The sequence below is a fragment of the Blautia caccae genome (assembly GCF_040095955.1).
GTDB lineage: Bacteria > Bacillota > Clostridia > Lachnospirales > Lachnospiraceae > Blautia > Blautia celeris.
The window spans coordinates 17,616-35,315 of the sequence record NZ_JBBMFP010000036.1; the positions used below are offsets into that span (position 1 = coordinate 17,616).

The 17,700-nt window shown below is 50.5% G+C and carries 18 protein-coding genes; 17 read left to right on the forward strand and 1 reads right to left on the reverse strand.

Annotation, left to right across the window (positions count from 1 at the left end; translation table 11 throughout):
• Positions 1 to 143 precede the first annotated feature (143 nt).
• The 15 genes from WMO65_RS24670 (at position 144) to trxB (ending at position 14,899) form a co-directional block, all read left to right on the forward strand.
• Positions 144 to 524, forward strand: coding sequence for a RidA family protein (locus WMO65_RS24670; RefSeq protein WP_187370684.1), 381 nt, complete (start codon positions 144 to 146; stop codon positions 522 to 524).
• Positions 525 to 538: 14 nt separating this feature from the next.
• Positions 539 to 1,930: a trimethylamine methyltransferase family protein gene (locus WMO65_RS24675; RefSeq protein WP_148393611.1), complete on the forward strand. Its 1,392-nt coding sequence runs from the start codon at positions 539 to 541 to the stop codon at positions 1,928 to 1,930.
• A 70-nt stretch (positions 1,931 to 2,000) separates the two neighbouring features.
• Positions 2,001 to 3,422, forward strand: coding sequence for a sodium:solute symporter family protein (locus WMO65_RS24680; RefSeq protein WP_148393612.1), 1,422 nt, complete (start codon positions 2,001 to 2,003; stop codon positions 3,420 to 3,422).
• 12 nt (positions 3,423 to 3,434) lie between these two features.
• Positions 3,435 to 3,710, forward strand: a complete 276-nt coding sequence (locus tag WMO65_RS24685) for a hypothetical protein (protein WP_148393613.1) — start codon at positions 3,435 to 3,437, stop codon at positions 3,708 to 3,710.
• Positions 3,711 to 3,833: 123 nt separating this feature from the next.
• Entirely contained in the window at positions 3,834 to 4,370 is a 537-nt protein-coding gene (locus WMO65_RS24690) for a hypothetical protein (protein WP_148393614.1), read from the forward strand.
• 12 nt (positions 4,371 to 4,382) lie between these two features.
• Positions 4,383 to 5,915: an HAL/PAL/TAL family ammonia-lyase gene (locus WMO65_RS24695; protein ID WP_148393615.1), complete on the forward strand. Its 1,533-nt coding sequence runs from the start codon at positions 4,383 to 4,385 to the stop codon at positions 5,913 to 5,915.
• Positions 5,916 to 5,934: 19 nt separating this feature from the next.
• Positions 5,935 to 7,143 (forward strand): aconitase X catalytic domain-containing protein, encoded by a 1,209-nt coding sequence (locus WMO65_RS24700; protein WP_033141377.1) that lies wholly within the window; start codon positions 5,935 to 5,937, stop codon positions 7,141 to 7,143.
• 1 nt (position 7,144) lies between these two features.
• A complete protein-coding gene (locus WMO65_RS24705; RefSeq protein WP_148393616.1) occupies positions 7,145 to 7,570 on the forward strand; it encodes an aconitase X swivel domain-containing protein in 426 nt (141 codons plus the stop codon).
• Entirely contained in the window at positions 7,567 to 8,868 is a 1,302-nt protein-coding gene (locus WMO65_RS24710; RefSeq protein ID WP_148393617.1) for an aconitase X, read from the forward strand. The genes WMO65_RS24705 and WMO65_RS24710 overlap by 4 nt, the downstream gene beginning before the upstream one ends.
• Entirely contained in the window at positions 8,856 to 9,284 is a 429-nt protein-coding gene (locus WMO65_RS24715; protein ID WP_148393618.1) for an aconitase X swivel domain-containing protein, read from the forward strand. Before WMO65_RS24710 ends, WMO65_RS24715 begins: the two co-directional genes overlap by 13 nt.
• A 68-nt stretch (positions 9,285 to 9,352) precedes the next feature.
• Complete coding sequence (locus tag WMO65_RS24720) at positions 9,353 to 10,738, forward strand: trimethylamine methyltransferase family protein (RefSeq protein WP_148393619.1); 1,386 nt, start codon at positions 9,353 to 9,355, stop codon at positions 10,736 to 10,738.
• A 48-nt stretch (positions 10,739 to 10,786) separates the two neighbouring features.
• Positions 10,787 to 11,815 (forward strand): Ldh family oxidoreductase, encoded by a 1,029-nt coding sequence (locus tag WMO65_RS24725; protein WP_148393620.1) that lies wholly within the window; start codon positions 10,787 to 10,789, stop codon positions 11,813 to 11,815.
• 54 nt (positions 11,816 to 11,869) lie between these two features.
• The gene (locus WMO65_RS24730) at positions 11,870 to 13,393 is read left to right on the forward strand and encodes an HAL/PAL/TAL family ammonia-lyase (protein WP_148393621.1); all 1,524 of its coding nucleotides are present in this window, start codon (positions 11,870 to 11,872) and stop codon (positions 13,391 to 13,393) included.
• A gap of 248 nt (positions 13,394 to 13,641) precedes the next feature.
• Positions 13,642 to 13,968, forward strand: coding sequence for a thioredoxin (trxA, locus tag WMO65_RS24735; protein ID WP_033141384.1), 327 nt, complete (start codon positions 13,642 to 13,644; stop codon positions 13,966 to 13,968).
• 19 nt (positions 13,969 to 13,987) lie between these two features.
• Complete coding sequence (gene trxB / locus WMO65_RS24740) at positions 13,988 to 14,899, forward strand: thioredoxin-disulfide reductase (protein ID WP_148393622.1); 912 nt, start codon at positions 13,988 to 13,990, stop codon at positions 14,897 to 14,899.
• Between the two features lie 68 nt (positions 14,900 to 14,967).
• Here trxB and glsA read toward each other — a convergent pair whose 3' ends face one another.
• A complete protein-coding gene (gene glsA, locus WMO65_RS24745) occupies positions 14,968 to 15,888 on the reverse strand; it encodes a glutaminase A (RefSeq protein ID WP_148393623.1) in 921 nt (306 codons plus the stop codon).
• A gap of 239 nt (positions 15,889 to 16,127) precedes the next feature.
• Between glsA and WMO65_RS24750 the strand changes: the two genes are divergently transcribed.
• Entirely contained in the window at positions 16,128 to 16,847 is a 720-nt protein-coding gene (locus WMO65_RS24750; RefSeq protein WP_033141386.1) for a DUF5058 family protein, read from the forward strand.
• A 13-nt stretch (positions 16,848 to 16,860) separates the two neighbouring features.
• A complete protein-coding gene (locus WMO65_RS24755; protein ID WP_148393624.1) occupies positions 16,861 to 17,625 on the forward strand; it encodes a hypothetical protein in 765 nt (254 codons plus the stop codon).
• Positions 17,626 to 17,700 lie beyond the last annotated feature (75 nt).

Consider the following 17,700-nt stretch of genomic DNA (forward strand, 5'->3'; position numbering starts at 1 on the left):
CGGGGAGAAGATCCTCGTGTCTTTTGTTAGATAAACTTAAGATTATGAAAAAAATATTGGACAGCAGACGGTTTTCCGACGAATTGCTGGTACAAATAGTTTATCAGTCAGATGACAAAAAACGGAAAGGAGTAACAGCAGAAATGAAGAAAGAAGTATTCACCCCAAAAGGAATGAAGGTGTTCGGGGGACCTGTGGCTGAGGCAGCCATTGCAGGAGGATTTGCATTTGTTTCGGGACAGATCGCCCTGAATCCTGAGACCGGTGATATCATTCACGGAACCATCCAGGAGGAGACAAGAGCAGCCCTTGGCAATCTGAAACTGCTGGTGGAGGAGATGGGAGCTACACTGGAGGATGTGGTGAAATGTGATGTGTTTTTATCCACGATGAAAGACTTTGATGCCATGAATGAAATATATACAGAATTTTTCGGCACCGAATGCCCCCCTGCCAGATGCGGCGTTGCCCTTGAACTGTGGGGCGGCATGAAGATTGAAGTGGGAGCCATTGTAAAATTGTAAACGGAGGATGGCATATGTTAATAAACCAGATAAAACAAACAGACTTGGAAACGATTCATGAAAAGACCCTGTATCTGCTGGAACATATGGGTGTGGATTTTGAACATCCTGAGCTTTTGGAGCTGTACAGAAAACAGGGCATCCGCACAGAGGGAAACCGTGTGTATTTCGACAGAAAGACAGTGGAGCGGGCACTGTCCACAGTACCGCCCAGTTTTGTACTGAAGACACCTTTTGAGGAACTGAAGATCGGGGAAGGCGGACAGGCCATCTGTTCTGCGTCAGGGGCCAGGAAGATTTTGAGAGACAATCAGGTATACGACCCGACTCCTGAGGATTATGTGAATATCCGCAAGCTGGATGCGTCAAGCAGCATGATCAATCTGTCAAGCTCACCGCTCACCTATATCCCTGCATTTCCGAAAGAGAGGGCAGAGGTAATCAAGGGAGCGCTTACGCTTAAATATTCCACGCATCCTGTCATCATGTCCTGTTTCGGAAAGACGGATGCGGAGGAGACCATACAGCTTGCCCGTGATTTTTACGACACGGACGAAGGGTACTACACCATCGGTGTGGGAAATGTGATCTCACCCATGCGATATGCCAAGGATGACATAGAAGGACAGCTTGCCTATACAAAGAGAAATCTCCCTGTGGTGATCGCCTGCTGTGCGATTCCCGGCATGACAAGTCCTGTGACTCTGGGCGGAACCATTGTCCAGAATAACGCGGAGGTACTTGCAGGTGTCATCATGACCCAGCTTGTCAACCCCGGCGCCCCGGTTGTCTACGGAAATACCACCTATGTCTCCAACATGAGAAAGGCCATGCCGGTTTCCTGGGGTTGTGAGGAGGCGCTGTTTATCCAGTACGCAAAGGCAATGGCGGATTATTATCACGTGCCCTGCCGTACCGGCGGCTCCCTGTCCATGGGAAAAGAACTGGATTACCAGAACGGCGCGGAGACAGCCATGTCCCTTATGACCAGCCTGGATGTAAAGGCAGATTTTATTTTCCACTCCTTCGGCGAGATGGACGGTCTGAATGTGTTCAGCTTCGAGAAATATGTGCTGGATGAGCAGATCATGGAAGCCAGAAAGTCCGTGGAGCGTATCGACATTTTCTCAGAGGAAGATATGGACCTGGAAACTATTCAGGAAGTAGGACCGGGAGGAAATTACCTGGCAGAGGAGGAAACCATTCTGCGCTACCGTACGGAAATTTACTATCCGGAGCTTTACAGCCTGGAAAATTACGCAGAGTGGGAGCGCAGCGGAAGAGTGTCCGTGGAGCAGAAAGCAAAGGAACGGGTGGAAAAACGCCTGAAAGAATACACGGCGCCGGAGTACACAGAAAAACAGAGAACTGTGCTTAAAAAGGCTCTGGAGGGATTTGACCTGTAATATGACAAAAGGCATACAGCCTGACGCTGTGTGCTGAAAAGGAAAAGCAAAAGAAGAGGGAGGTTGTTCTATGACCATTATTGATAACATAGTAGTTGTTGTATGTTTCGTCGGTATTCTGCTGGTAGGGTATTACTTTTCCAAAACATCTCAGGATATGGACAGTTTCTATAAAGCGAACCGTGCCCTGCCCTGGTCACTGGTAGTCGGCACGCTGATGGCATCCTGGTACGGCGGTGCAGGTGTTGTGGGTACGGTTGGATATTCCACCACCATGGGATTTGCGGGCTTCTTTATCTGGTCTATCGGCGCCCATGCGGTGCGCTTTCCACTGGCACTGTGGGTGGCACCCAGAATCTCCGTAAAGGCAAAGGGGACCATTCCGGACCTTCTGCGCGTGCATTACGGAAAATTCGCCGCTGTCTTAGGTGCGATTGTCATTGTCATCACCTGTCTGTCCATCGGAGAGATCGCGGCAGTAGGATATGTAGGAGAAGGCGCCTGGCATGCGGATAAGGTGTTGGTTGCGGCCATTGTTGTGGCTATTTCCATTGGTGTTACCTGTCTGGGCGGTCTGATGGGTGTGGCCGTGACAGATATGATCTTCTTTTTCCTGATGGTAACCTGTGTGTCCTCCGCGTTTCCGAAGCTGTTTTTCGACGTGGGCGGACTGGATGGCATTAAGGCAGCGCTGAGCGGTCCTGCCCCGGAGATGCTTACCGCGTTCGGCGGAATACCTGTTCCGCAGGCTGCAATTTTGATTATCCTCTGTATCAACCTGTATAAAGACCCGGCATTTTATCAGAGGTTCGCAGCAGCCAATTCACCGAAAACAGGTAAAAGAGCCATGCTTTTATGCTTCTCCATCTGGCTGTCTTTCGACGTAGTCACCATTATGACAGGAACCATTATCCGTGTGCGTGATACAGCCCTGGCTGTTCAGCCGGAGGTTACTTATGTGGCTACGGTTGTGCAATATCTGCCGGTGGTGGCAAAAGGCCTGTTTATCGTAGGTATTCTGGGAGCTATCATCTCCACTCTGGACAGTTATTACCTGATTGGCGGGGAAATTATCTCCAACGATATCATTTACATGCTCAGAGGGGACAGGAAACTGAAAGACAAAGTCAGCATCACGATCACAAGGGTGGCAGCAGTGATTTTCGGTGTCATTGGTCTCGCTACAGCATTCAGATTTGACCGTGTGTATGACGCATTCCTGTTTTTGAGCAGTATCAGTATGACGCTGCTGTTTGTGCCTATCATTGCGGCACTGATGTATGACGGCAGGAAAACGAATGTGGCAGGTATTGCCAGCATGCTTGTGGGTGGTATTACCTGGATTATATTCCAATATGTATGGCCTGTGACCATATCAGGCGTAACCATTGACCCGGTTCTGATCGGCCTGCCGCTTTCCTTTGTGGCCTTCCTGATCGGAAACCGATTCGGAAAGGATTTGTACGCAGAACGCAGACTGAAAGGTATGTAAGGAGGAAGCGATATGAAGGACCAAAAGGAAAAAGTCAGTGAACTGACAGAACAGGAAAAATCGGAATTGAAAGTGGAATGGCTGGGTGTGGACGGTGCTTTAGTGCTCCTCTATATTGTACTGGCATGTATTTACGGATACGGCATGCTGAACAGCGTTGATTTTATTATTGGAATTATGGCCCCGGGAATCGCGATTCTCATCACAGTGGGCGTATTCCTGAAATATTGTACGGAAGTTGTATCTTTTGCCACAGGCAAAAAGGGCAATGACAAGAAAAAGAAATAATAACAGTATCTGCACAGGGCTGTACGGCAGATGGGCGGTAAAGCCCTGTGCATAAAAAATGAAAACAGATAACGGCTGCGTATGGCTGTATTGAGATAAGGAATTGCAAGGAGGTACGGGTTTATGAAGATAGAATGTTTTCCTGTGAAAATGAAAGAGGAGGAAGCGCTCAGGATCGCCCAGGGAGGAAAAAATCCTGTTGTGCGGGCACTGTTCGGAAGAAAGAAAATCAACCTCCGCATTATGTATCTGGAAAGCCGTTATATCACATATGAAATGACATTCAAAGACAATATCATTGTAAAGACCATAAAAAAGAAAAAAGAGGAAGACAAACAGAAAATACGGGTGATGGTGGAAGCTACCACCTGCAGTGCATCTTATGTGGAGGATGACATTACAACAGAAGTAAAAGATGTGGAAGAAAATGATATCCAGCCTACATACTACGAGGACAAGAGACTCACAGACTGCGGCGCCATCATGGCGGGCCGGATGGTGAGACGTCATGTGGGCAGGAATTTAGCTATAAAGCCGGTTGAGGAGCGCAAGGTCTATCGTCCGTTTTACATTGCCATTTACGGAGACATGGTGGAAGGGACAAAGGCCAGATATATGCCCATAGCGGCAGACGGAAATGTAGTGTGCAGAAATTTTTAAAGGGGAAAGCAGATGAAAGCAGAAGAGATAAAAAAAGTAGTATTAGGCGAAAAACTGACCATAGAAGAGTTCATGGCAGTGGCACGTTTTCACGCGGAGGTGGAATTTTCGGAAGCGTACAGAGAGCGTGTGGAAAAATCCAGGAAGATCGTTGAGACATGTGTGAATGAGGCGCGGGTAGTGTACGGCACCACCACAGGCTTCGGTGCTCTGGTCACAAAGACCATAGGAAAAGAGGACGCGGAAAAATTACAGAGAAATATTATTCTGACACACTCTACCAGTGTCGGAGAACCTTTTAAGGAGGAGGAGGTAAGGGCTATTATCCTGATGGTCCTGCAGAGTCTCGGCATGGGAGTCAGCGGTGTACGGATAGAGCTTCTGGAGCATTACCGGGATTTCCTGAACAAGAATCTGATTCCCTACACGCCCAGGGAAGGCTCTGTGGGATATCTGTGTGCGGAGGGCCACATTGCGGCGGTATTACTGGGAGAGGGAAGGGCCTATTACAAAGGAGAACTCTCAGACAGTAAAACAGCGCTTGGCAAAGCGGGAATGGCGCCTTTTGCCCCCAGTTACAAGGAGGGCCTGGCACTTCTTAACGGGACTTCTTCCCCCACTGCCCTTGCTGCCATCGGTATATATGACCTGTTAAAAGCCGTGGAATCCGCTGACGTGGTGGCTGCCATGTCCTTTGAGATGCTGAACGGACTTCTGCGCGCCTATGACGAGAGAGTATTGAACTGCCGTCCCCAGAAGGAGCTTCTGGAGACTGCGGATATCATCAAGCGTATGCTGCGCGGTTCCCAGGTGACGAAAAAGGCAGAGGGGACTCATGTACAGGACCCCTTATCCCTCAGATGTATTCCGCAGCTTCACGGCGCGGTGAAGAAAACCCTCAGGGATGCCTGGGCAGCCATTGAGGTGGAGATCAACGGATGCGCGGACAATCCGATCGTATGCGGAGAGCCGGACGATCCCCAGGTGTTCTCCAATGGGAATCCGGATGCCTCCTATGTGGGGATTGAGATGGATTCCGCCTGTATTGCAGCCACAGCGGCAGCGAAAATGTCAGAGCGCAGAAATGTCCGTTTCCTGGACGAAAAACTGTCTGCGCACCCTTATTTCCTGATTAAAAAGCCGGGCCTGAATTCCGGCCTTATGATACCCCAGTATACGCAGGCAGGTCTGCTGAATGATATGAAGATCTTATCCGCCCCTGCATCTGTGGACAGTGTGACCACAAGCGCCAACCAGGAGGACTATGTATCCATGGGATACAATGCCTGCAAAAAGGCGCTTAGCATAGCGGAAAAATTTGAGTATATCCTGGCCATCGAACTGCTCTCCGCTTATCAGGCGCAGCAGTTTGTGGATGCTTCCCTGGCAAGGGGTGAGGGAACAGCAGCTGTACTGGAAGTGATGAAAGATCTGGTTCCTGTCATGGAGGAGGATATCTATATTTATCCTTACCTGGAAAAATTAAAAGACTGGATTCACGACGGCGGACTTTTAAACAGCGCCCGCGTTGTACTGGAAAAGTAAAATGAACGGAGGTTTTTAAATGCAGTTAACACAGCACCAGCAGGATATGCTGGATGGAAAATACGGAAAAGGGACAGCGTACGCCATGAAAATACAGGCGGCCATTGGTGAGTCCTTCGGAGCAGAGAGGATGGTTCCCATCACCAGGGCACATGTGGCCCTGTCAAATCAGGAGGCAGACCTGTGGTTTGCGGAGAAAATGCTGGCAGGAGGCGCAAAATGCCGCGTGACACCTACCGTCAATCCGGGTTTCTGTCTGGAATTTTTCAAAAACAGGGATATGGTAGCACCGGAGTATGCGGATCTGATGCAGAGAACGCACAATGCCTACAAAGCACTGGGCGCACAGCTTTCCTACAACTGTACCCCTTATATTGACACCAATGTACCGAATTACAGGGAAGTGATCGCCTTTTCTGAGTCCAGCGCCACACCTTATGCCAATGCCGTGTGGGGTGCCAGGACAAACCGGGAGGGTGCAAACAGCGCACTCTGTGCAGCCATCACAGGTTATGTGCCGGAGTACGGCCTTTTGCTTGATGAGAACAGAAAGGGCGATATTCTGGTGGAGATCCGGGCAGATGTGAAGAATGATTTTGACTATCATATCATCGGCATGCTGGGCAAGAAGATCGGGGAGGGGATTCCCGTATTCACCGGCTTTCCGAAAGAGACTATCACCAAGGAAGCACTGAGAAATCTGGGTGCCCAGCTCAATACTTCAGGTGCCTACGGCATGTATCATATTGTGGGATTTACACCGGAAGCGCCTGATCTGGAAACTGCGTTTGGAGGCAGGACACCAAAGAGGACCGTTGTGATCACCAATGAAGATAAGGAAGCGATCTTAAAAGAAATCTCTCTGGACGGCAGCAGAAAAATTGATTTTGCCATGTTCGGATGCCCCCACTTCACCCTGGAGGAAGTAAAATATATTGCGGAGAAGCTGGCAGGAAAGAAACTGGAAAAGGAAATGTGGATCCTCACATCCAGCCATGTAAAGGAAATGGCAGTCCGTATGGGATTTGATGATATTATCACGAAAGCAGGGGGCTTTATCGTGCCGGACAGCTGCCCGGACCAGCCCTGCTGGCGTCACCTGACGGGCAAGGTGGGCATCACGGAATCACCGAAATGTGCTTACTATCCCCAGCGAAGAGGCATTCATTTTGTCATCCGCGACCTGGATACATGTATCGAAGCAGCACTCACAGGGGAGGTAAAATAACATGGGAAAAAGATTTACATGCCATAAAATTTCTGAGGGCCGCGCAGAGGCGCAGGCCGTTGTGTCAAAAGACCATATTATGTTCTATCTGATAGACCCTGCCACAGGCACCGTCATAGAGAAGGCCCATGATCTGGAGGGAAAATCCGTTGCCCATAAGGTGCTTATCTTCCCGGGCGGTAAGGGCAGCTCCGTGGTACAGGCAGACGGCCTCTACCAGTTAAACCTGAAGGAAAACGCACCGGCTGCTATGATCATTGAGCACCCCGAAACCGTTCTGGTATCCAGTGCCATCATCATGGAGGTGCCCATGGTGGACAGAGTAGAGCCGGAATTTTATGAAACCGTGAAGGATGGCGACAGAATCGTGGTAGATGCGGACCGGGGGTTTATTGAGATCCTGGAGGAAACGGAGGAGAGCAAGTGATTCAATTGACGAAGGAAGAGCAGGATATCCTGGACGGCAGAGAGGGAAGGCTCCGTCAGACAGCACTGGAGAATATTGTGCGCTATGCTCAGGTGCTCGGCGCCGAAAAGCTCTGTAAAGTGACGAAAGCCACTGTATTCTGCGGTAATCACAATTACCTGAATGTCTGTGAGTGCGGGGATTTCCATGATGTATTTACCAGGATGAATCTGGCACGCGATGAGAGAATCGTCTTTGACAGCGTGGATAAGGACTGTTATGTGCAGTCCTGCGTGGCTGCCAGCGATCAGTTTGACTATGAGATCTTTGACCAGCCGAAGGAGGAGTTTGACAAGAACAGCTATTATCTGGAGGAATCCAGAAAAGCGGGGGTCACCATAGCCGGCTCCTGTTCCCCTTATCTGATGGGGTGGCTGCCTGTTCGCGGAGAGCATTTTGTGACGACAGAGTCAGGGGTTACCATTATAGGCAACTCCATCTGGGGCGCATGCTGCAACGCGGATGGGATAGAGGCGGCTTTCTGGTCAGCAATCTGCGGCAGGACACCATACTGGGGATACCATGTGAAGGAAAAACGTTACGGCACCCATCTCATACATGTGGATGCAGCGCTTGACTCTCCCCTTGAATGGGAAGTGCTCGGCAAGGCCATGGGAAAACGCCTGCCTCTGACCGGATGTACACCGGTGCTCACCGGCAATTTTGAGGGCGTGGATTTTGTGAAGCTGAAAAGCTTTTTTACGGCCCTTGCCATTACCACCAACTGCCGGATGTGCCATATTGTGGGAATCACGCCGGAAGCCAATACACTGGAGGAGGCTTTCATGGGACATGAGGTGCAGGAGGAATTTACTTTGACAGAAAAGGATATTCGCACAGCCTATGAGGCGCTCTGTGAGACGGAAGAAGGTTCTGTGGATCTGGTCAGCCTGGGCTGTCCCCACTATGATATCCATCAGATCAAGGAAGTCGCTGATTATATTTGTGGAAAAAAAATACACGATGGTGTAAGATTTATGGTATGGACCGTGTATCCGATCAAGGCCATGGCGGATTTAAACGGATATACGAAGATCATCGAAGATGCCGGGGGAACCATACAGACAAGTACCTGTCCGGTCACCATCGGAGACTGTTTCCTGAAGCACTACAAAGGCCAGGCTTACGACAGCCTGAAGCAGTCCGGAAGCGTGCGTTCAGACGGCTGTGCCGAGCGTGTTTATTATACGGATAAATACCGCTGCATGGATGCGGCAGTTTCCGGTGTGTGGAAGGAGGAATACCGGTGGAAAAAATAGTTCTGCAGGGCAGAGGCGTCATACCGGGCATTGTGGAAGGGGAAGCACTGGTGTGTGCCGACAGTATTACGGGATGGGGCGGCATTGACCCCAAAACCGGTGTGATAAAAGATTATGAGAACATCAACAAAGGGAAGAGCATAAAAGACAAGATTCTGATCATGCCGGGCAGCAAGGGGTCCAATGGATGGTCCTGTTATTTCGGGGCTGCCAGGGCTGCCGGTTCTGCGCCAAAGGGCTGGGCCTTTTCCAGAATAGACAGCAGCGCAGGGGTGGCAAGCGCTGTTATGCAGATTCCCACCGTGGTGGATTTTTCCAAGGAGGATGACCCCTGCGTGCGGGTGAAGACAGGAGACTATGTGAGGCTTGACGGAACAAAAGGCACGCTGGAGATCCTGAAGACGTCTTTGCAGTGAAGAAAAAGTGATAGATTGAAGGCCGGGACCATGGCAGAGCCGGCACAGGAAGAGAGGAATAACCTGCTATGCTCGTGAAGAAGATTAAAGATTCAGAAGTGCAGATGATTCATGAGAAGTCTCTGGAAATTCTGGAGAGTGTGGGCGTGAATTTTGAACACCGGGAAATTCTGGAGGTATTCAAAAAAAGAGGAATCCGGGTGGATGGACAGAGGGTGTATTTTGAACGCTCTCTGGCAGAGGAGATATTGAGAGGACTGAAACCCAGCTTTACCATAGAGACACCTTTTGCCAGCCTGAAAATAGGGGATGGAGGAAAGGCCATCTCCACTGCCTCAGGTGCCATGACCATATTGAGAGACGGGGATATCTGTACCCCGACAGTAAAAGATTATATTGATGCCACGAAGATGGATGAGACCAGCCGTTTTGTCAATCTGTGCTGTGTGCCGGGTATCTATGCCTCGGGCCTTCCGGACGGCAAGGTGGAACTGTTAAAGACGGTCCTGAGCCTGAAATACTCCAAAAAGCCACTGATCGCGTCCTGCGAAACAGGAAAAAGCGCTGCGGAGTCCATTGCATTCATCCGGGACTTTTACGGTGAGACGGGAGAATATTTTACAATCGGTGTGGAGAATGTCATCTCCCCGCTTCGATACAGCAGGGAGGACGTGGCAGCGACCCTGGCCTATGTCAAGCAAAACCAGCCGGTTGTCATCACCTGCTGTTCCGCACCCGGCATGACCAGCCCCATCACGGTGGGCGGGACTGTAGTGCAGAACAATGCGGAAGTACTGGCAGGCATTATTATGACCCAGGTGGTAAATCCCGGTGTTCCGGTGGTCTACGGCAATGTAACTTACAGCGCGGACATGCGCAAGGCAGTTCCCATTTCCTGGGGGCCGGAGGTTGCGGTGTTTATGCAGTACGCTAAGGCCATGGCTGATTTTTACGGTATTCCCTCCCGGGTGGGAGGCTCCCTGTCAGGCGCAAAGCAGCTTGACTGGCAGGACGGCGCGGAGACTGCCGTGTCACTCATGACCACCTTTGACTGTGATACGGATTTTATTTTCCATGCGTTTGGTGAGATGGACTGTTTAAATGTATTCAGCCTGGAAAAATACGTGCTGGACGAGGAGCTGCTGGAAGCCAGATTCTCCGTGGAGAACTGCGATTATATAACAGAGGAAGCCATTCATATGGACATGATCAAACGAGTGGGACCGGGGGGGACCTACATGCTGGAGGATGAGACACTGGAGCTGTATCAGAAAGAGCTGTTTCACCCCAGGCTGTTCAACAGTGAGATCTACCACAACTGGAAGCAGCTCGGCATGCCCTCTGTCATCTTAAAAGCCCAGGATATGGTGAGAGAGCGTCTGGATGCCTACTGTCTGCCTGTCTATGATAAACGGCAGACACAGATGCTGGATGAGCTTCTGGCAATTCTGTGAGAAGAGTAACTGTGAGAGTACGATACAGTTACAGAGAGGATAAATGTTATGGGTGTTACAGTAAAAATAGAAGAGATAAAAGAGCTGATGAGAAAGGCTCTGGCCTTAAGGGGCATTACGGGGGAATACGCGGAATTCATGATCTCCGATTATCTGGAATCAGAACTGGAGGGGCACAGAACCCACGGATTGTCAAAATTTTTGACGGTGGATGCAGGCCTTTCCAGGAGAAGCGGAGAGATGAAGCTGTTAAAACAGAAGGGCTGTTATGCCCAGGTGGACGGTAACGGAGAACTGGGCCATATCGCGGCACTGTATTCCACCAATCTGGCCATCGCCGCGGCAAAGGAACACGGCGTGGGAATCACGGCGCTGAAAAATGTGGGCCGCTATTCAAGGATCACCCCTTATGCCAGAAAGATATCGGGGGAGGGTCTTGTGGGTATGATCACCAACAACGGAGGCCCGGCCTGTGTGGCTCCCTTTGGAGGGGCAAAAGCCATGTTCGGTACAAATCCCCTTTGTTTTTCTTTCCCAAGCGGCAGGGGAAAGCCCTATGTATTTGACTTTGCCACCTCCCAGAAGGTCTGGGGAGAAGTGCGTCAGGCGATTGTGGAGAACCGCCCTCTGCCGGACAACTGTTTTATAGACGGAGAGGGAAATTTTACCACAGACCCGGAGAAAGCGGAGGCAGGCGTGCCCTTCGGCGGACCGAAAGGCTATGCCCTCTGTTATGCGCTGGAGGTGATGACCGGTGCTTTTGTGGGGGCGAAAATGGGTTACAACGCCAGGGATGAATATGATCTGGGTTACCTGTTTGTGGCATTTTCCCCGGAGATGTTCACAACTCTGGATACCTTTACAGAGGAGGTGGATGCCCTGGCCGGCGATGTGCGCGGCTGCCCGCCTATGAAACCGGGCGGTCAGGTGTTTGTACCGGGTGAAATATTCGGGAGCAGGCCGGTAAGCCAAATTCCGTCGGATGAGGCGGAAGTGGAGGAAGATGTCTACCGGAGGCTGAAGATCATGAGCGTGTCCCTGGAAGGCGGATACGAGAACAATAAAAAACTGAACTGAAATGCGCACGCAGCGGCTTGTCCCTGCGTGCGTCATTTAGCAGCGGAGGTATATATGGAACTTGTTACATTAGGAGGAAAAAATTCCCTGGAGCAGGTAGTGGCAGTAGCCAGATACGGGGCAAAGGTGGAATTTTCCGCAGAATACAGAGCGAGAGTCAATGCGTGCAGAGCACATGTGGAGCGTTTCAGCAGGGAAGGAAAAGCAATCTACGGTATCACTACGGGCCTGGGGGACAACTGCAGGAAATTCATTCCCGAGGAGGACAGAGTCAAGATCCAGAGAAACCATATTCTGGCCCATACGGTTTCCGTGGGGGAGCCGCTTGGTAAGGAGGGGGTCAGGGCCATGATGTTTGTCATGCTCCTTCACTTTGGAAGCGGCCACACCGGTTTTCGTCTGGAAACCCTGGAACTGATAAAGGAACTGCTGAACAGGAACATCACGCCCAGGGTGCCGAAGCACGGTTCTGTGGGCTACCTGGGCCTGGAATCACACATCGGCATGGTACTGATCGGGGAGGGCAGAGCCTGGTATGAAGGAGAACTTCTTTCCGGCGCGGAAGCCTTAGAACGCGCAGGCTTACAGCCCGCCGTCCTTGGCTCAAAAGAAGGCCTTACCCTTGTATCGGGAACCACATCCGTGACAGCCCTTGCCTGCCTGGCCTATTACGACGGCACGGTTCTTGCCAGGACAGCGGATGTGTCGGGTGCGTTCTCCCTGGAAATGCTCAAGGGAACGTTAAAGGCCATGGATGAAAGGCTCATGCGCGCCAGACCCCATCCGGGCCAGATGCAGACAGCCGAGAATATCAGACATATCTTGTCCGGCAGCCGGATCGCGGAAAAATACAGAGATTACCGCGTCCAGGACGCCCTGTCCCTGCGCTGCATGCCCCAGCTTCACGGAGCAGTGAAAAAGACATTGAAGGACGGCCTGGAGTCCATTGATATTGAATTGAATTCCTCTGTGGACAATCCTCTTATTTTTGAGGAGAACGGGGAGGCAGAGGCCCTTATGGGATGCAACGCGGACGGCACATACCTGGGCATGGCTTCAGATTTTCTCTGCATCGCCCTCACAGATCTGACCAAAATGGCAGAGCGCCGTACAGACCGGCTGGTCAACCGGCATCTGAGCGAACTGCCGCCTTTTTTAAATGCCAGTGCAGACTTCAATGACGGCCTTATGATGATCCAGTACACGGCAGCCGGCCTTGCAGGGGAGATGCGCCTTCTTTCCCATCCGGCTGTGGTAGACAATGTGCCTACCTGCGCCAACCAGGAGGACTATGTGAACATGGGATACAATGCCGCCAGAAAAGCCTGTGACGCAGTGGAGACTGCCCGGTATATCCTTGCCATTGAGCTGATCTGCGCTGCCCAGGCCAAAGAATTTTACCCGGCTGACCAGTCTTCCCCGGCTATCGAGGCGGTCTACGCGAAGATCAGGGAGGTCATGCCGCCGCTGAATGAAGATGCCGCACTGGAGCCTTATATCGAGGCTGTGCAGAACCTGATTTTAGAAGGTGAGATCCTGAAGGCAGTGCAGAATGCAGGTGTGGACGTAAAATTGTAAAACTGCAAAACGCGAATAGAGAAACAGACAGGCAAATCGGCTGGTTTGCCTGTCTGTTTTCGTATGCCATGGTTCTGCCCTGACAGGAGAACAGACAAATTACCACAGCATTCAAAAAAATGTATGCTGCCTATTGACAAAATTAACTGTAACTGATATAGTGACAGTAAAGGAACTGTAAACAATATCAATACAGATAAAACAATCTCCGGTACTCCCGGAAATCAAATACGAAAGGATGATAGAGCATGTCAGTAAACGCAATCGAAAAAACAAAATTCCAAACAGAGGTATTAGAATCCGAAAAACCGGTAGTCGTGGACTTCTGGGCTCCATGGTGCGGCTACTGCCGCAGGCTTGCCCCTGCGGTGGAAAGGCTGGAAGCTGAAATCGGCAGCAAAGTCACAGTGGCAAAAGCGGACATCGACGAACTGCCTGAAATTGCCCGGCAGTACGAGATAGACACCATCCCTACCCTGATCCTCTTTCAAGACGGAAAGGAAGCAGACCGCGTGGTCAATCCTCCCTCCCAGGACGCGGTAGAAGAGTGGTTAAAAACAAATCAGGTCATCTGACAAACAGGGAGGAATACAAATGAAACGGGATATATACGACGTGGCAGTTATCGGCGGAGGGCCCGGCGGATACACCGCTGCCCTCTACTGTGCCAGAAGCGGACTTTCTGTTCTGGTTCTGGAAAAAATGTCACCGGGAGGACAGATGGCAACCACCAGTGTTGTGGATAACTACCCCGGATTTGAAGAAGGAATCGACGGATTCGAGCTTGGGGAAAAAATGCAGCGTCAGGCCGAGCGGTTCGGCGCTGAGACATCTTTTGTAAATGTGACAGCAGTTGATCTGAAACAGGATATCAAGACCATTGAGACATCCAAAGGCCAGGTAAAAGCCAGAGCGGTTGTCCTCGCCACAGGCGCATCCCCAAGAGAGATCGGACTGCCTGAGGAACCATCCCTGCGCGGACGTGGTGTTGCCTACTGTGCCACCTGTGATGGGATGATGTACCGCGATAAGACGGTAGTTGTGGTGGGCGGAGGCAACAGTGCGGCAGCAGATGCCCTGTACCTGTCAAAAATATGTAAGAAGGTCTATCTGGTCCACAGAAGAGACACGCTGCGGGCCTCCAAAGTTTACCTGGAACCTCTGAAAAACAGCAGCGTGGAGTTTATCTGGAACAGCCAGGTAAAAGAAATCCTCCACGAGAAAAAAGTGACAGGTGTTGTGGTTGAGGACAAAAAAGGGCATCGGAAAGAAATCCCCTGTGACGGTGTCTTTGCAGCCATAGGCAGGATTCCCGACACCAAACTGTTTACCGGCCAGACAGAGCTTGACAGCCAGGGGTATATCCTGGCGGATGAGACGACCAGAACGAATCTGCCGGGTGTGTTTGCAGTAGGGGATGTGAGAACAAAACCTCTGCGCCAGGTTGTGACAGCAGCATCAGACGGAGCTGTGGCCTCCCATTTCATAGAGGAATATCTGGCATAAACCATTTTATGAAAAGCCTTCTGCAGGTATGGAAATCATATCTGCAGAGGGCTTTTTTCAAACACGCTCTAAAAGAGACTGCAGTCAAGCTTATCAGCCAGATATTCCAGGATTTTAATTCCCCCGATACTGTTTCCCTTCTCATCCAGCGCCGGTCCGTACACTCCGATACCCATCCGGTCCACAACCACAGCCGCGATTCCGCCGCCCACGCCGCTTTTGGCGGGAAATCCCACCTTCATGGCAAACCTTCCGGAACCGTCATACATGCCGCAGGTGAGCATCAGCGCACGGAGCGCTTTGGCGCAGGAAGGTTCAATGAGATTCTCCCCTGTAAAAGGATTCGTCCCATGGTTTGCCAGCACAGCGCTGAGATTGGCAATGTCAAGGGCTGTCACATCTACAGAGCACATCCGGAAATAAAAATCCAGACATTCCTCCACATCTCCCTCCAAAATCCCCGATGCCTTCAGGTAGTAAGCCAGGGCACGGTTCCGGTCCCCGGTGCTTTTTTCGGACAGATAGACATTTTCGTTGAGGCAGATCGCGTCATTGTTGCACAGATGCCGGATGTAGGTGAGGAAACGTTCAAACCGCTCCTCTGTATCCTTACCGTCAATACAGCTGGCCACGGTGATGGCACCTGCGTTGATGAAAGGATTGAAGGGGCGTGTCTTTGTTTCCAGCTTGATGATCGAATTAAACGGATCACCGGTAGGCTCCACACCCACCTTGTCCTGAAAGAGGTATTCCCCACCCCTGTCGTGCAGGGCAAGGATCAGAGAGACCAGTTTGGAAATGCTCTGAATGGTGAAGGGCCTGTCATAATCCCCCTCTTTTAAAATCTCCTGATCCAGATTTACAATGCAGACACCGAGCTGGTGTTTGTTTACCCGGGCAAGTTCCGGGATGTAATCTGCCGGCTGTCCGAGTCCTGTAAAGCATTTTCCGTAGGACAGGGCATCGTGCAGACAAGCCTGTGATATCATGTGTTTTGTCTCCTTTATCAAATCGTTCTTTATTTCCATTGTACATCAAAAAAGATTTCTGGCTACCCCGCAAATGCCACGAAAAAACCACCTGAAAATTGTATATTATTCACGAAACAGAAGAAAAATATAAAAACATATTGACTAAAATGCCGGAATGATTTATTGTACAATTAACGTACGTTCTTTAAATGTTCTTTTAATAAAAAAGAGAACCCAATACAACAGGAGGAAAAATAATGAATTATTTTGACGTGGCGAACAGCAGACTGCTCTACGTGCTGGTGGGCATAGGGCTGCTGTACATTTCCGGACTTGTGGTGGTGTTTATGCGCAAAGCCTGGAGGCGGGCACTGGAACTTGGAATCCCCAAAAAAACGATCCTGGAGGTTGTCAAATCCTCTGCCGTGTTTACCGTGATCCCATCCATCTCTGTAATTATCGGACTCTTCTCCCTCTCCGCAGTGCTGGGAGTTCCCTGGTCCTGGTTCCGGCTCTCCGTGGTGGGCGCTGTGAGCTATGAACTGACAGCAGCGGAAATGGTGTCGGACGCGCTGGGATTCCAGTCAGCGGGAGCCATGGCTGCAGCCAATAATTACCAGGTGTTCGGGGCAATTATGTTCGTAACCAGTATATGCATTTTGGCGGGAATGATAACAAATATTTTCTGCGCGAAAAGAATTCAGGTGAGCATGACGAGATACAGAAAAAGCAAGGGCGCCTGGGGAGCTGTTTTCAATTTTTCATTTGCCGCGGCCCTGGTCGCTGCTTTTATCCCCTACATCATTCTGGGCGGTTCCGTGGGAATCGTAGTGCTGATCGTAAGCGCCTGCGTGTCGGCTGTCATGTTCTATATTGTGGGAAAATACAAAATACAGTGGCTTGGCAGTTTTATCATGTCAGCGGCTCTCATCATGGGTATGATCGCTGCGGTCATGGCCACCAATATTCTGGGATAAAGGAGAATTGAGAATGAACAAAAACGGATTAAGCGAATACACCAATTCGGTCCATCGGATCGGCAGGATCGGAACCGTGATCGCCATTGCGGTCATGCTGGGAATTCCGGTTACCATGTGTACATATTTTGACATGTGGCCAAAAGCAGCAGATCTGCTCATGTTCTGCGGCGGCCTTCTGGCTCTGTATGTTCCCACGGGGATTGTGGAGTCTGTCACTTACACTCCCATTTTAGGCTCCTCCATTTACATGAGCCTGATCACCGGAAATGTGTCAAATATTAAGCTGCCCTGCGCACTCAATGCCCTTGATATCGCCAAAGCAGAGCAGAATACCGACGAGGGGGATGCGGTCTGTACCATAGCCATTGCCGTCTCCTCTCTGATCACCATTGCTGTTGTCATTGTGGGCGTGCTGATGCTGGTTCCGCTGCAGCCGCTTTTAAGCTCCCCCACAGTTCAGGTGGCAACCTCTTATATGCTGCCGGCACTCTTCGGATGTATGTTCATCCGCCTTATGGTGACGAACCCGGCAGGCGGCAGGATCACGGGAAAGTGGAAGATGATGATACCGCCCATTCTGTTTTTGCTGGCTATTCTGGTGTTTGTGACAAAGTTAAACAGGGGAATCGGTGTGCTGATCACCATTCCGGTCATGATCCTCTCCTCCTGGCTGCTCTTTAAGTCAGGACAGGTCAAGGTCATACAGGAAGGACAGCCATCTGCAGAGGAAAAGCAGCCAAATACCGTAAAAAATGAAACGATCACAGAGAAATAAAGGAGACCAGCTATGAAAAGTCAACCCTAAATTAGCAAAAGATTATATTTATTTTCTGACCGGAAAAATGGCTAA